The 13313-nt window shown below is 72.9% G+C and carries 14 protein-coding genes and 1 riboswitch; of the genes, 9 read left to right on the top strand and 5 right to left on the bottom strand.

Annotated elements, in window-relative coordinates; all coding sequences use genetic code 11:
- The 4 genes from ABFC67_RS05935 to ABFC67_RS05920 all read right to left on the bottom strand — a co-directional run.
- Positions 1–509: ABC transporter permease (locus ABFC67_RS05935; protein ID WP_346737122.1), on the bottom strand; the 509-nt coding region annotated here is incomplete at its 3' end.
- Complete coding sequence (locus tag ABFC67_RS05930) at positions 506–1324, bottom strand: ABC transporter ATP-binding protein (RefSeq protein WP_346737121.1); 819 nt, start codon at positions 1322–1324, stop codon at positions 506–508. The genes ABFC67_RS05930 and ABFC67_RS05935, both read right to left, overlap by 4 nt.
- A 112-nt stretch (positions 1325–1436) precedes the next feature.
- A complete protein-coding gene (gmk, locus tag ABFC67_RS05925; protein ID WP_346737120.1) occupies positions 1437–2063 on the bottom strand; it encodes a guanylate kinase in 627 nt (208 codons plus the stop codon).
- 271 nt (positions 2064–2334) lie between these two features.
- Positions 2335–3195 carry a YicC/YloC family endoribonuclease gene (locus tag ABFC67_RS05920; protein WP_346737119.1) on the bottom strand — a complete coding sequence of 287 codons (861 nt, stop codon included), beginning with the start codon at positions 3193–3195 and terminating at the stop codon, positions 2335–2337.
- 213 nt (positions 3196–3408) lie between these two features.
- Here ABFC67_RS05920 and rph point away from each other — a divergent pair, with 213 nt between their 5' ends.
- From rph to hemW, 4 genes are all read left to right on the top strand, one after another.
- Positions 3409–4137 carry a ribonuclease PH gene (rph, locus tag ABFC67_RS05915; protein ID WP_346737118.1) on the top strand — a complete coding sequence of 243 codons (729 nt, stop codon included), beginning with the start codon at positions 3409–3411 and terminating at the stop codon, positions 4135–4137.
- Positions 4138–4216: 79 nt separating this feature from the next.
- Complete coding sequence (gene rdgB / locus ABFC67_RS05910; RefSeq protein WP_346737117.1) at positions 4217–4822, top strand: RdgB/HAM1 family non-canonical purine NTP pyrophosphatase; 606 nt, start codon at positions 4217–4219, stop codon at positions 4820–4822.
- Positions 4823–4833: 11 nt separating this feature from the next.
- Entirely contained in the window at positions 4834–5136 is a 303-nt protein-coding gene (locus tag ABFC67_RS05905) for an antibiotic biosynthesis monooxygenase family protein (RefSeq protein WP_346737116.1), read from the top strand.
- A gap of 79 nt (positions 5137–5215) precedes the next feature.
- The gene (gene hemW / locus ABFC67_RS05900) at positions 5216–6379 is read left to right on the top strand and encodes a radical SAM family heme chaperone HemW (RefSeq protein WP_346737115.1); all 1164 of its coding nucleotides are present in this window, start codon (positions 5216–5218) and stop codon (positions 6377–6379) included.
- Between the two features lie 12 nt (positions 6380–6391).
- On the opposite strand, the gene ABFC67_RS05895 is transcribed toward hemW, so the two are convergent.
- Positions 6392–6829 carry a hypothetical protein gene (locus ABFC67_RS05895; protein ID WP_346737114.1) on the bottom strand — a complete coding sequence of 146 codons (438 nt, stop codon included), beginning with the start codon at positions 6827–6829 and terminating at the stop codon, positions 6392–6394.
- 236 nt (positions 6830–7065) lie between these two features.
- Between ABFC67_RS05895 and ABFC67_RS05890 the strand changes: the two genes are divergently transcribed.
- The 5 genes from ABFC67_RS05890 to ABFC67_RS05870 form a co-directional block, all read left to right on the top strand.
- The gene (locus ABFC67_RS05890; RefSeq protein WP_346737113.1) at positions 7066–7254 is read left to right on the top strand and encodes a CPXCG motif-containing cysteine-rich protein; all 189 of its coding nucleotides are present in this window, start codon (positions 7066–7068) and stop codon (positions 7252–7254) included.
- Positions 7255–7281: 27 nt separating this feature from the next.
- Positions 7282–7548, top strand: a riboswitch (cobalamin riboswitch).
- 123 nt (positions 7549–7671) lie between these two features.
- Positions 7672–9465, top strand: a complete 1794-nt coding sequence (locus tag ABFC67_RS05885; RefSeq protein WP_346737112.1) for a TonB-dependent receptor — start codon at positions 7672–7674, stop codon at positions 9463–9465.
- A 198-nt stretch (positions 9466–9663) separates the two neighbouring features.
- Entirely contained in the window at positions 9664–11916 is a 2253-nt protein-coding gene (locus ABFC67_RS05880; RefSeq protein ID WP_346737111.1) for a DUF1631 family protein, read from the top strand.
- Positions 11913–12260 (top strand): PilZ domain-containing protein, encoded by a 348-nt coding sequence (locus ABFC67_RS05875; protein WP_346737110.1) that lies wholly within the window; start codon positions 11913–11915, stop codon positions 12258–12260. The genes ABFC67_RS05880 and ABFC67_RS05875 overlap by 4 nt, the downstream gene beginning before the upstream one ends.
- A gap of 13 nt (positions 12261–12273) precedes the next feature.
- Positions 12274–13313, top strand: a 1040-nt coding sequence (locus tag ABFC67_RS05870) for an FAD:protein FMN transferase (RefSeq protein WP_346737109.1), incomplete at its 3' end; no start/stop codon positions are given.

Here is a 13313-nt window from a genome sequence, read left to right as displayed (position 1 = left end):
AGATGTCCGCCGAAGATGCCGAGCGCGTTGAACACGCAGGCCAGCAGCGGCATCGCGATCACGCCGGCGAGAAAGCGCGGCGCGATCACGTAGGCGATCGGATCGACCGCCATCATCTCCATCGCCGCGAGCTGGTCGGTGGCGCGCATCAGGCCGATCTCCGCGGTGATCGAGGTGCCGGCGCGTCCGGCGAACAGCAGCGCGGTGACCACGGGACCCAGCTCGCGCAGCAGCGACAGCGCCACCACCGTGCCCAACGCCTCGGTGCCGCCGAAGATCGACAGCGTGTGGTAGAGCTGCAGCGCCAGCACCATGCCGACGAACAGGCCGCAGGTCATGATGATCACCAGGCTCATCGCGCCGACGAACCAGACCTGGCGCACCGTCTCGCGGACATAGCGCAGGCTCTTCGGCAGCGCGCCGAGGATGCTGAAGAAGAACAGCCCGGCCGCGCCGACCTGGGCCAGCGCGTCCGCCAGATAGCCGCCGCGCAGGAAGCGCCCGTTCATGCCGCGCCCCCGTCGAAGCCCAGTTCGCGCGCGTAGTCGCCCGCGGGATAGTGGAACGGCACCGGGCCGTCGGCCTCGCCGCCGAAGAACTGCTTCGTCCAGTCCGACTCGCCGCGCGCCAGCTCGTCCGGCGCGCCTGCCGCCACGATCTTGCCGTTGGCCAGCAGGTGCACGCGGTCGGCGACGCGGCGCACCGCGCTCAGCTCGTGCGCGACCAGCACGCTGGTGATGCCGAGCGTCTGGTTGAGCGTGCGGATCAGCTTGAGCACCTGGTTCAGCGCGATCGGGTCGAGGCCGACGAACGGCTCGTCGTAGAGGATCAGCATCGGGTCGAACACGATCGCACGCGCCAGCGCCACGCGCCGCGCCATGCCGCCGGACAGCTCGCTGGGCAGCAGCCGCGCCGCGCCGCGCAGGCCGACCGCCTGCAGCTTGGTCAGCACGATGTTGCGCACCAGCTCCTCGGGCAGCCTGGCGTGCTGGCGCAGCGGGAAGGCGACGTTCTCGAACACGTCGAAGTCGGTCAGCAGCGCGGAGTTCTGGAACAGGTAGCCGATGCACTCGCGCAGCGCGAACAGCGCGTCGCGACCGAGCTCCGGCACGTTGCGGCCGTCCACCCAGACTTCGCCGGCGTCCGGACGCATCTGCCCGGTGATGTGCTTGAGCAGCGTGGTCTTGCCGGTGCCGCTCGGACCCATCAGCGCGGTGATGCTGCCGCGCGGGATGTCGAGGTCGAGCGCGTCGAAGATGACCTTGCCGCCCAGCCGCGTGCTGAGGCCGCGCACGCGCACCAGCGGTTCGTCGGGTCGGGGCATCGGGACGTCGGACATGGCGGTCAGGGCTGCGGCCGCGGGCGGCGCAATCGGAACACGTTACTCGAGCGGGCGCCAGCAGCCAAGCGGCGCGCCGCTTGGCCGCAGGCGCGGTTCATGGGTTCTTAAGCAACGCCTCGATCAGCGCGGCGTGGCGTTCGCGCTGCAGCGGCCGGCGCAGGCGGGTCGCGCGCACGATCGCCTGCAGGTCGGCCACCGCATCTTCGAAGCGGTCGTTGACGAGGATGTAGTCGAACTCGGGCGTGTGCGAGATCTCCTCGCGCGAGTTGGCCAGGCGGCGCGCAATGGTCGCCTCGCTGTCGGTGGCGCGCGCGCGCAGGCGCCGCTCCAGCTCCGCGCGCGAGGGCGGCAGGATGAACACGCTGACGCAGTCCGGCTTGGCCGCGCGCACCGAGCGCGCGCCCTGCCAGTCGATCTCCAGCAGCACGTCGCGCCCTGCGGCGAGGATCGGCTCGACCGCGCTGCGCGCCGTGCCCTTGCGGTCGCCGTGCACGTCGGCGTACTCGAAGAACTGGCCGGCCTGCGCCATCGCGTCGAACTTCGCGCGGTCGACGAAGTGGTAGTGCTTGCCGTCGGCCTCGCCGGGACGCGGCGCGCGGTCGGTGTACGAGATCGACAGCGAGATGCCCGGCTCGCGCGCCAGCAGCGCGTTGACCAGGGTCGATTTGCCGGCGCCGGAGGGCGCGGCGACGATGAACAGGGTGCCGGGGGCGGGGGTCATCGCGACGCGACGCTCTGCGAAAGCACGACGTTCGCCGCGCACGCGGCTCGCTTGTCTCCCTCTCCCCAGCGGGGAGCGGGCCGGGGTGAGGGGGAGCCGACCGCAGGGCGGCTGGCCTTTGTCACAAGGCGTGCGCAAGCCGCAGGCAAGAGCGCCCCCTCACCCTTTGCCCTCTCCCCGCCGGGGAGAGGGGAACGCGCGGTGCCGGACGGGTTCGCACCCATTTGCGCGAGAGACTCGATTGGCGTGGCGGACTTCGGCATGCGCGGACTTACTCGATGTTCTGCACCTGCTCGCGGATCTGCTCGATCAGCACCTTCAGCTCGACCGATGCGCGCGTGGTGCGCGGATCGGCCGACTTCGAGCCGAGCGTGTTGGCTTCGCGGTTGAATTCCTGCATCAGGAAGTCGAGGCGACGGCCGACCGCCTCGGCGAGGCCGAGCACGCGGCGCGCCTCGGCGACGTGCGCGGCGAGCCGGTCCAGCTCCTCGTCCACGTCGATGCGCTGCACCTGCAGCACCACTTCCTGCTCGAGGCGACCCGGTTCCAGCGGCTGCTTCAGTTCGGCGAGACGCTGCTCCAGGCGCGCGCGCAGGCCGGCGCGGATCTCGGGCAGCCAGCCGCGCACCTCGGCGACGATGCGCGCGACCGCGTCGAGCCGCTCGGCGATCGCCGCGCGCAGCTTGTCGCCCTCGCGCTCGCGGGTGGCGACGAACTCGTCCAGCGCGCGCTGCAGCACCGCCTGCGCGGCGGCGCCGAGGCCCTCCTGGTCCAGCTCCGGCTTGACCAGCAGGCCCGGCCAGGCCAGCAGCGTGGCGAAGTCGGTGTGCATGTCGGGAAAGCGCCCGCGCAGATCGTGCGCCAGCGCCGCCATGCGCGCGGCGACGGCGTCGTCGAGACGCAGCTCGGCCGCGCCCTGCGGCGCGCGATAGCGCAACGTCATGTCGACCTTGCCGCGCGCCAGCCGCGCGGTCACCTGCTCGCGCAACTGCGACTCCAGCGGACGCAGCTCGTCGGGCAGGCGCGGGTTGATCTCGAGATAGCGGTGGTTCACCGCGCGCAGCTCGCAGGCGATCCAGCCCTGCGGCGTATTCGCCTCGGCGCCCGCGAAGGCGGTCATGCTGCGGATCATGCGCGTGGTCCCGATGTGGCTGCGAGGAAAAAACGGGATCGGCCGAGCGGCATGCGGTGCCGCGCTCCACGCCCCCTTGCGCGGCAGGAGACGGGGATTGTGGAGGCATGCACCACGTGGAGAACGAAGCGCGGCCGATCATGTCTGCGCGGCGGTCCCCGAAGAGGCAATGGTAAACTCGCGCCCCCGCATTCCCCAAATCCAAGCCAGCGCATGAACTCGCCCTCGCGCCCCAGCGGCCGCGCCCCGGACCAACTGCGTCCGGTCACCATCGAGCGCCACTACACCCGTCACGCGGAAGGCTCCGTGCTGGTCTGCTTCGGCGACACCCGCGTGCTGTGCACCGCCAGCGTCGAGGAGCGCGTGCCGGCCTGGCTGCGCGGCAAGGGCGAGGGCTGGGTCACCGCCGAGTACGGCATGCTGCCGCGCGCGACCAAGGAGCGCACCCAGCGCGAGGCGGCACGCGGCGGCCAGGGCGGCCGCACCATGGAGATCCAGCGCCTGATCGGCCGCGCACTGCGCGCCTGCGTCGACCGCGCGGCGCTGGGCGAGCGCGTGATCACGCTGGACTGCGACGTGCTGCAGGCCGACGGCGGCACGCGCACCGCCGCGATCACCGGCGCCTACGTGGCGCTGGTCGACGCGGTCGACCGCCTGCTGAAGCGCAACGCGATCGGCCGCAACCCGATCCACGGCGCGGTCGCCGCGGTGTCGGTCGGCATCTGGCGCGGCGTGCCCATGCTCGACCTCGACTACGCCGAGGACTGCGCCTGCGACACCGACATGAACGTGGTGATGAACGACGGCGGCGGCTTCATCGAGGTGCAGGGCACCGCCGAAGGCCACGCGTTCCGCCGCGACGAGCTGGACATGCTGCTGGCGCTCGCCGGCAAGGGCGTCGCCGAGCTGACCGCGCTGCAGCGCGAGGCGCTGGCGCGGTGAGAACGCCGAAGGTCGCGAGTCGACAAAAGCACGGGGCACGACGCTCTTCCCGACCTTTGGCTTTTGACTGTTGAGGCCGATGCGAATCGTCCTCGCCAGCGGCAACCGCGGCAAGCTCGTGGAGCTCGGCGAGCTGCTGGCGGACAGCGGCATCGAGCTGGTCGCGCAGGCGGACCTCGGCGTGCCCGACGCCGAGGAAACCGGACACAGCTTCGTCGAGAACGCGATCCTGAAGGCGCGCCACGCCGCGCGGCTGACCGGGCTGCCCGCGCTGGGCGACGATTCCGGCCTGTGCGTCGACGCGCTTGGCGGCGCGCCGGGCCTGTACTCGGCGCGCTACGCCGGCGCGCACGGCGACGCCGCCGCCAACATCGCGCGCCTGCTGCGCGAGCTCGACGGCGTACCCGCCGAACGCCGCGGCGCGCACTTCCACTGCACCATCGTGCTGATGTCGAGCGCCGACGACCCCGCGCCGCTGATCGCCGAGGGCCGCTGGCACGGCCGCATCCTGGAAGCGCCGCGCGGCACGGCAGGCTTCGGCTACGACCCGGTGTTCCTCGATCCCGCGCACGGCGCCAGCGCGGCGGAACTGGAGCCGGCGCTGAAGAACCGCATCAGCCACCGCGGCCGCGCGCTGGCCGCGCTGCGCGCGCGGCTCGCGGCGGCGCTTGCGGGCGCCGCCTGACGTAGCCGCGCATGTACGTGATCGCCTGGGAATACGAAGTCCGCGCCGACGCCACGGCGGCGTTCGCGCGCCTGTACGGCGCCGACGGCGGCTGGGCCGCGCTGTTCCGTGCGTATCCCGGCTATCTCGGCACCGAACTGCTGCGCGATGCGCAGGCGCCACAGCGCTATCTCACGCTGGACCGCTGGCGCTCGCAGGCCGAGTACGAGGCCTGCCTGGCCGGGGCGCGCGAACGCTACGCGGCGCTGGACGCCGAGGGCGACGCGCTGACGCTCGGCGAGCGCTGCCTCGGACGTTTCCACGCGCCGGATTGAGCGCGCGTCCAAGCATTCGCATGGCATCCGGCGGCGGGTTGCGCCGCCTGCGGCGGCGAACCCGCCCTACACTACGACGATGATCCATCCAGCCCCGCCGCTCGCGCTGTACGTGCACCTGCCGTGGTGCGTGAAGAAGTGTCCGTACTGCGACTTCAACTCGCACCCGCAGCGCGGCGCGCTGCCGTTCGACGCCTACGTCGACGCGCTGCTGGCCGACCTCGACGGCGACCTGCGCGATTTCGGCGGGGCCGCGGCCGGCCGCGAGATCGTCAGCGTGTTCTTCGGCGGCGGCACGCCCAGCCTGTTCCCGGCGGACGCGATCGCGCGCCTGTTGGACGGCGTCGCCGCGCGCCTGCCGATGGCGGCCGGCGCGGAGGTCACGCTGGAGGCCAACCCGGGCACGCTCGAGCACGGCCGCTTCGAAGGCTACCGCGCGGCCGGCGTCAACCGGCTCTCGATCGGCGTGCAGAGCTTCGACGACGCCAAGCTGGCGCGGCTCGGCCGCATCCATTCGTCCGGCGAGGCCGAGCGCGCGGTGCGCGAGGCGCGCGACGCCGGCTTCGACAACTTCAACCTCGACCTGATGTACGCGCTGCCGCAGCAGGACCTGGCCGGCGCGCTGGCCGACGTCGAGCGCGCGATCGCGCTGGCGCCGACGCACATCTCGCACTATCAGCTCACGCTGGAACCCAACACCGCGTTCGCGGCCAGCCCGCCGCCGCTGCCCGACCACGACGACGCCTGGACGATGCAGGAGGCCTGCCAGGCGCGGCTGGCCGCGGCCGGCTACGCGCAGTACGAGGTGTCGGCGTACGCGCGCGACGGCCGCCGCTGCGCGCACAACCTCAACTACTGGCGCTTCGGCGACTACCTCGCCATCGGCGCCGGCGCGCACGGCAAGCTGAGCGACGCGCAGGGCGTGCGCCGGCGCTGGAAGCTGCGCCATCCGACCGCCTACCTGAAGCAGGCGGCCACGCCCGCGCGCGTCGGCGGCGACGCCTACGTGCCCGCCGCCGAGCTGCCGTTCGAGTACATGCTGAACGCGCTGCGCCTGGTCGAGGGCGTGCCGTTCGGCGAGCTCGCCGCGCGCACCGGCCTCGGCGAGGCCGCGTTCGCGCCGGCGCTGGACACGGCCTACGCACGCGGCTGGCTGGAAGTCGCCGACGGGCGCCTGCGCGCCACGGCGACGGGCCAGCGCTTCCTCAACGACGTGATCGGGCTGTTCCTGCCGGCGCGCTAATCGCGCCCCTGTTCACAGCAGGAACATGCCCTTGGCCAGGAACACGATGCCGACCATCAGCACGAACACGATGCGGTGGGTGTAGCGGAAGCGGCACGGGCTCATGCGCCCGCGCAGGCCCGCCCACATCGCGCTGAGGAACACGCCGAGCACGCCGAACGCCAGCAGCACCTTCAGCCCGAGCAGGGCGCCGAAGCGCGTGTCCATGCAGGCGAAATCGGGGCAGCGCACCGCGAACATGGCGAAACCGCTGGCAAACAGCAGCAGCACCGCCAGCGGCATCACGCGGCGCGCGCGGCGCAGCACCAGTTCCTCGAGCCGCGCCATTTCGTCGTGGCCGAGATGGCGATGCAGCGATTCGAGAATCAGCACCTCGAAGCTCACCGCGCCGACGAACAGGATCGCGCAGGCGAGATGGACGAGTTGGATCCAGCCGTACCAGGCAGCCATAGGTACCCCACAGGTGATGTGCCGGCCGACGCAAGACGCGGCGGCCGGACGTTGCGGAGGCGACGTCGTGGCGCGGCCACGACCCGCCGCGCGATCCCCGCGAACCATCGATGCAAATACGAATCGTACGCAACCGGGCCGGCCGCGTCTTGACCCAGATCAGGCGCTACCCGGACGCGCGCGGCGGGAGTCCCTGCCGCCTACCATGCAGGACCGATGAGAACGGAGCCGCTGCCATGCTCGAACCCGTCACCCTGACCTGCCCGTACTGCGGCGAGGATTTCGAGACGACCGTGGACGCCTCCGCCGGCAGCCAGGCCTACGTCGAGGACTGCCCGGTGTGCTGCCGGCCGATCGAGGTCGGCGTCGATGTCGACATCGAAGGCACCATCGTCGGCGTGCGTGCGCGCAGCGATCGCGAATGAACGTTTGCGCCGTCGCGCGGAACGCGTAAACTGCGCCCCGCCTCAGGTGCCCGGCCGCTCTTGCCGCCGGGTGAAACGGGAAGCCGGTGCGAGTGTTCCTTGCGATCGTCCTCGATCGCGAGGATGGAAAGGCGGCCATCCATGCCGCACGCTCAAATCCGGCGCTGCCCCCGCAACGGTAAGCGAGCGAAACCGGACCACGTAGCCACTGCGTTCTGCGCGGGAAGGCGGTCCGGCCGATGCCAAGGCATCCGCACGCGAGCCCGGAGACCGGCCTGTGGTCGGCGTCCGCAGGACGCCGTGGATGCCAGGCGTCGCGGCGGGCGGCGGTCGGGTGCGCGGGCCCGCGTCCGCCGCCTTGCCGGTTCCCCCGCCCCGCGCCTGGTCGCGGGTGAGCGAAACCTGAGGAACCGACCAATGTTGAAGCCTTCCCTGCCGGCGCTCGCGCTGGCCGCCGCGTGCGTTGCCGCGCACGCGCAGACCGTCACCGAACAACCGGAAGTCGTCGTCACCGCCTCGCGCGTGGCCACCACCGTCGACGCCGCGCTGGCCGACGTCAGCGTGATCACCCGCGCCGACATCGAAGCCAGCGGCGCGCCCGACCTGTACGACCTGCTGCGCATGCAGGCCGGCGTCGACATCGCCCGCGCCGGCGGCCCCGGCCAGCAGGCCGCGGTGTTCCTGCGCGGCACCAACTCCAACCACGTGCTGGTGCTGGTCGACGGCGTGCGCGTCGCCTCGGCCAACACCGGCGGCCTCGACTGGTCGCAATTGCCGCTGCACGCGATCGAGCGCGTCGAGATCGTGCGCGGCCCGCGCGCCAGCTACTGGGGCTCGGACGCGATCGGCGGCGTGATCCAGATCTTCACGCGCAAGCTCGACGGCCCGCGCGCCGCCGTGCAGTACGGCAGCTACCGCGATGCGGCCGGCAGCGCCGGCATCGGCCGGTGGGGCGAACAGGGCGGCTTCAGCGTGCAGGCCGGGCTGCGCCACGTCGGCGGCTTCTCCGCGCAGAACCCGCAGGGCTTCTCCTTCAATCCCGACGACGACGGCTACCGCAGCAGGAATCTCGCCGCGCGCGGCGCGTACCGGCTCGGCGCGCAGACGCTGTCCGCCACGCTGCTGCGCAACGACAGCGACAACGCGTTCGACCAGGGCCGCACGCACGTCGTCGAGCAGTCCGCGGGCGTCGGCCTGGACGGCGCGCTCGCCGAAGGCTGGACGCACCGCCTGAGCCTCGGCCTTGCGCACGACTCGCTGCTCACGCCCGACTTCTTTTCGCTGCTGAAATCGCACCGCGAGAGCCTGACCTGGCAGAACACCTTCGCGCTCGGCGCGCAGCAGCGCCTGATCGCCGGGCTGGAGTACGTCGAGGAGCACGGCGAGAGCCGCGACACCTTCGCCGGCAGCACCCTGTATGCCGACAGCCGCCACAACGCCGCCGCGTTCACCGGCTGGCAGGGCGGCGCCGGCCGCCTCGACTGGGAGCTGGCCGCGCGCCGCGACCAGAACAGCGAGTTCGGCGGCGCCACCACCGGCTCGGCGGCGCTGGGCCTGCGCCTGGCCGACTGGGCGCGCGTGACCGGCAGCTGGGGGCGCGCGTTCCGCGGGCCCAACCTCAACGAGCAGTTCTCGCCCGGCTACGGCGGCCTGTTCGCCGGCAACCCCGCGCTGAAGCCCGAGCGTTCGCGCAGCGGCGAGCTGGCGCTGGAGCTGACGCCGACGCCGGCGCTGCGCGCCAAGCTGGCCGCCTACCGCACCGACGTCAGCGATCTGATCGACTTCACCGGCCCGGCCTTCCGCGCCGAGAACACCGCGCGCGCGCGCATCGACGGCGTCGAGGCGGACCTCGACTGGCACGCCGGCGCCTGGGCCGCGAGCGCCAACGCAACCTGGCAGGATCCGCGCGACGCCCGGACCGACGCGCCGCTGCTGCGCCGGCCCAGGCACAAGGGCAACCTGCTGCTGACGCGCACATTCGGCGAGCGCCTCGACGCCGGCGTCGAGCTGGTCGCCGCCGGCCCCAGCCCCGACTTCGGCGGCGACCTGCCGGGCTATGCGATCGTCAACGCGCGGCTCGGCATCACGCTGGCGCCGGCCTGGCACCTGCAACTGCGCGCGGAGAACCTCGCCGACCGCGACTACGCGCTGATCCGCGGCTACAACACGCCGGGGCGCTCGGGCTGGATCGAGCTGGTCTGGCAGCCGTAGCCGGTACGCCGAGGCGGCTTCCAGGTGAGATGAAGGCCTTGGCCGCGACGGCTTCCGGCATCGCCGCAGCCCGTTCGCGGCCGAGGCCGCTCCCACGGAAGAGCATCTCCTCGATCCGCGAATCGGCCGTCGGATTCGCCCAACTGGCCGCCCTAGCCGGCTCGGCATAGAATCCGATCGACCTCGGGGGGAACGCTCATGGCCTCGGACGGGCACCCGCGTAACGAATCGCCGTCGGTCGCGTCGTCTACCCTGGCGGCGCGCACGGACCTGCCGCTGCGCGTGCGTCAGTTGCTCGACGAGCTGCTGGAGATGTGCAGCGCGCGGCTGGAACCGGCGCTGCGCGCCACCCTCTCCGATCTCGAGCAGCAGTTGTTCAAGCAAGCCGAGCAGGCGCACAACAACGCCGATCAGCAGCGCTGCTTCGAGAGCCTGCGCGAGGTCAAGCGCGGCCGCGCCGACGTCGCGCCGCGCTTCCTGCTGGCGCTGGAGGAGCAGCTCGCCGCGCTGGACCGCGCGCCCTCCGGCGGCCACGGCGCCGGCAGCGATGCACTGAAGCTGGTCGAGCAGCACGAGCTGGAGGAAGCGCTGGCGCTGGAGGACATCGCCACCCGCGCCGAGGTGCGCTGCAGCGCCGCGCTGTACGAACTCGGCCACCGCTTCGGCGTGCTGATCGCCGCGCCGGTGATCGAGGCCGAGGCGCTGCCGCTCGGCCCCTACGCGATCGCGCGCGCGCTGCAGCGCGCCGCCGCCGACCTCGACCTGGTGCTGGAGCACCGCCTGCTGCTGTTCCGCAGCTTCGACCGGCGGGTGATGGCCACCGCCGGCGCCTTCTACGACGCGCTGAACGCCCACCTCGCCGCGCGCGGCCTGCTGGCGCATTGGCGCGTGTTCCTGCCCACGCGCGCGCAGGACGGCACGGCCGCCGCGGCGCCGGCGCAAGGTGCCGCCGCAGGCGCGCCCGCCGCAGGCGCGCCCGTCGCGGCGGGCGCCGCCGCGGCCAGCCACGACGAGGAATCGTTCGCGCGCCTGCGCGACCTGCTGGCGCAGCGGCGCACCATCCTCGGCCTCGCCGGCGAGGATGCCGGCGACGGCCACGTCGCCAGCGGCGACGAGTTGCAGGCGGTGCTGGCCGGCCTGCAGAACCGGCCGGCGCTGGTCAAGTCCGGCGGCCGCGCGGTGCCGCGCACCATGCAGCACCTGCGCCAGGACATGCTCGCGCACCTGCGCCAGTTCACCCCGGGCGGCCAGCCGCCGCGGCTGGCCGCGCAGCACCGCGACACCTTCGACCTGGTCGGCATGCTGTTCGAGCATCTCGGCAAGGAAGTCCCGCTCGGCGGCCACGCGGAGAAGCTGCTGACCCGCCTGCAGGTGCCGCTGCTGCGCGTCGCGCTGTCCGACCAGAGCTTCTTCACCCAGCGCGCGCATCCGGCGCGGCGCCTGCTCAACACGCTGGTCGAGACCGCGGCCAACTGGGTCGACAGCAGCGACGGCGAGGCCGATCCCTCGCTGGTCGAGAAAATGCGCCTGCTGGTCGACCGCGTGCTCAACGAGTTCACCGGCGACCTCTCGCTGTTCGAGCACCTGCTCGGCGACCTCGACCGCCACATGGGCATGCTGGCGCGCAAGGCCGAGAGCGCCGAACGCCGCCACGTCGAGGCGGCGCAGGGCCGCGAGCGGCTGCAGTCGGCGCGCATGCGCGCCAGCGCGGCGATCAGCGAGCGCCTGGCCGGCGCGCGCGTGTCGCCGCTGGTGCGCACCATGCTGGAACAGGCCTGGACCGACGCGCTGGCGCTGTCGATCCTGCGTCACGGCGAGGACAGCCGCGCCTACCGCGAACGGCTGGCGATCGCCGACCGCCTGCTCAAGCCGGGTGCCGCGGAGGACAAGGAAGAGCTGCGCCGCGAGATCGAGCGCGGCCTCGGCCAGGTCGGCCTGCACGACGCCGACGCCACGCAGGTGGCGCAGCGCCTGGTCGAAGGCGCCGCCGCCAACGACGACGAAATGCCGACCTCGCAGACCGAGCTGGCGCTGAAGCTGAAGCAGCGCCAGCGCCTCGGCGAGGAAATCAGCGTGCCGGCGCCGATGCCGGCCGCCGCCGCGCAGCCCGAGCTGGACGCCGAGGAAAAACGCACGCTGGCGCAGCTGAAGACGCTGCCGTTCGGCACCTGGTTCGAATTCGTGCGCAGCCCCGGCGGCGAAACGGTGCGCCGCAAGCTGGCCTGGTATTCGACCCTGACCGGGCGCTGCCTGTTCGTCAACCAGCGCGGCGCGCGCTGCGACGAGCGCAGCCTGGAACAGCTCGCGCACGACATGCGAAGCGGCGCGGCGCGGCTGGTGCCGGCGCAGCAGGAATCGCTGATCGACCGCGCCTGGGGCGCGATCACCGCGGCGCTGCGCCAGTTTGCCGGCCGCAGTCCCGTCCCCGCCCACGGAGGAGCCGGCGCATGAGCGAACAACGCCGCGCACGACGCAAGCACGTCGCCGACGTGATCGAGGTCGGCAACGCCATCACCGGCGCCTCGATGGGCCGCATCGGCAACCTGTCGCGCACCGGCCTGATGCTGATCAGCCACGAGCCGGTGCGCGAGGACGCGCTGTACCAGTTGAGCTTCCGCCTGGCCGGCGCGGACGGCGTGGTGCGCATGCTCGAAATGGGCGTGCACGAGCAGTGGAGCGAACCCGCCGCGGTGCCGGGGCAGTACTGGGCCGGCTTCCGCATCATCGCGCTCGGCGAGGACGACGCCGTGGTGCTGGACGCCTGGCTGGCCGATCCCAACCGCGCGTCGCTGTGACCCTTCGGCGCCGATGAGAACCGCCGCGACGCGCACGCTCGCGCTGGCGGCGGCCGGCGCCGCCGTCGTGCTGCTGGCCGCGCTGGCGCTGCGCGGACCGCAACCGCCGGCGCGTGCCGAGTTCTTCGTGTTCGGCGGGCTGACCGCGGTCGAGCTGCGCGGCACGACGCCCGCGCATGCGCGCGGCGCGTTCGCCGCGATCGACACCCTGCTGCGCCAGGACGAGCGCGACTGGCACCCGTGGCAGCCGAGCGCGCTGATGCGCCTCAACGCCGCGTTAGCGCGCGGCGAACCGATGCGCGCGCCGGGCGACCTGGCCGGGCTGATCCGCCGCGCGCAGTGGGGCTACCGCGCCAGCGCCGGCCTGTTCGACCCGGCGATCGGCGCGCTGATCGAAGCCTGGGGCTTCCACACCAGCGACTACCCGATCACCACGCCGCCGCCGTCGCGCGCGCGCGTCGACGCGCTGCTGGCGGCGCGCCCGACGATGGACGACGTCGGCGTCGCCGCCGACGGCACGGTCGGCAGCCGCAACCGCGCCGTGCAGCTCGACCTGAACGGCCTTGCCGAAGGCTATGCCGCCGAACAGGTCGCCGCGCTGCTGCGCGCGCGCGGCATCGCCGACGCGATCGTCAACGTGGGCGGCGACGTGCTCGCGCTGGGCACGGCGGACGGCCGCCGCTGGCGCGTGGCGATCGAGGATCCGCGCGGCAAGGCGCCGCTGGCCGTCGCCGAGCTGGCCGGCCACGAAGCGCTGTTCACCTCCGGCGACTACCACAAGTACCGCGAAATCGACGGCCGGCGCTGGGCGCACATCCTCGACCCGCGCGACGGCCTGCCGCTGCACGGCGCCGCCGCGGCCACCGCGGTGATCGCCGGCGACGCGGTGGTGGCCGACATCGCCTCGACCACGCTGATGATCGCCGGCCCCGAGCGCTTCGCCGCAGCCGCGCGCGGACTGGGCGTGAACTGCGCGCTGCTGCTGACCCACGACGGCCGGCTGTACCTGACGCCGTCGATGCGCGCGCCGGGCGACCTGGCCGGGCTGATCCG

It is taken from the genome of Mizugakiibacter sp. (assembly GCF_039680435.1).
Lineage (GTDB): Bacteria > Pseudomonadota > Gammaproteobacteria > Xanthomonadales > Rhodanobacteraceae > Mizugakiibacter.
This window is presented reverse-complemented; position numbering and strand designations above follow the sequence as displayed.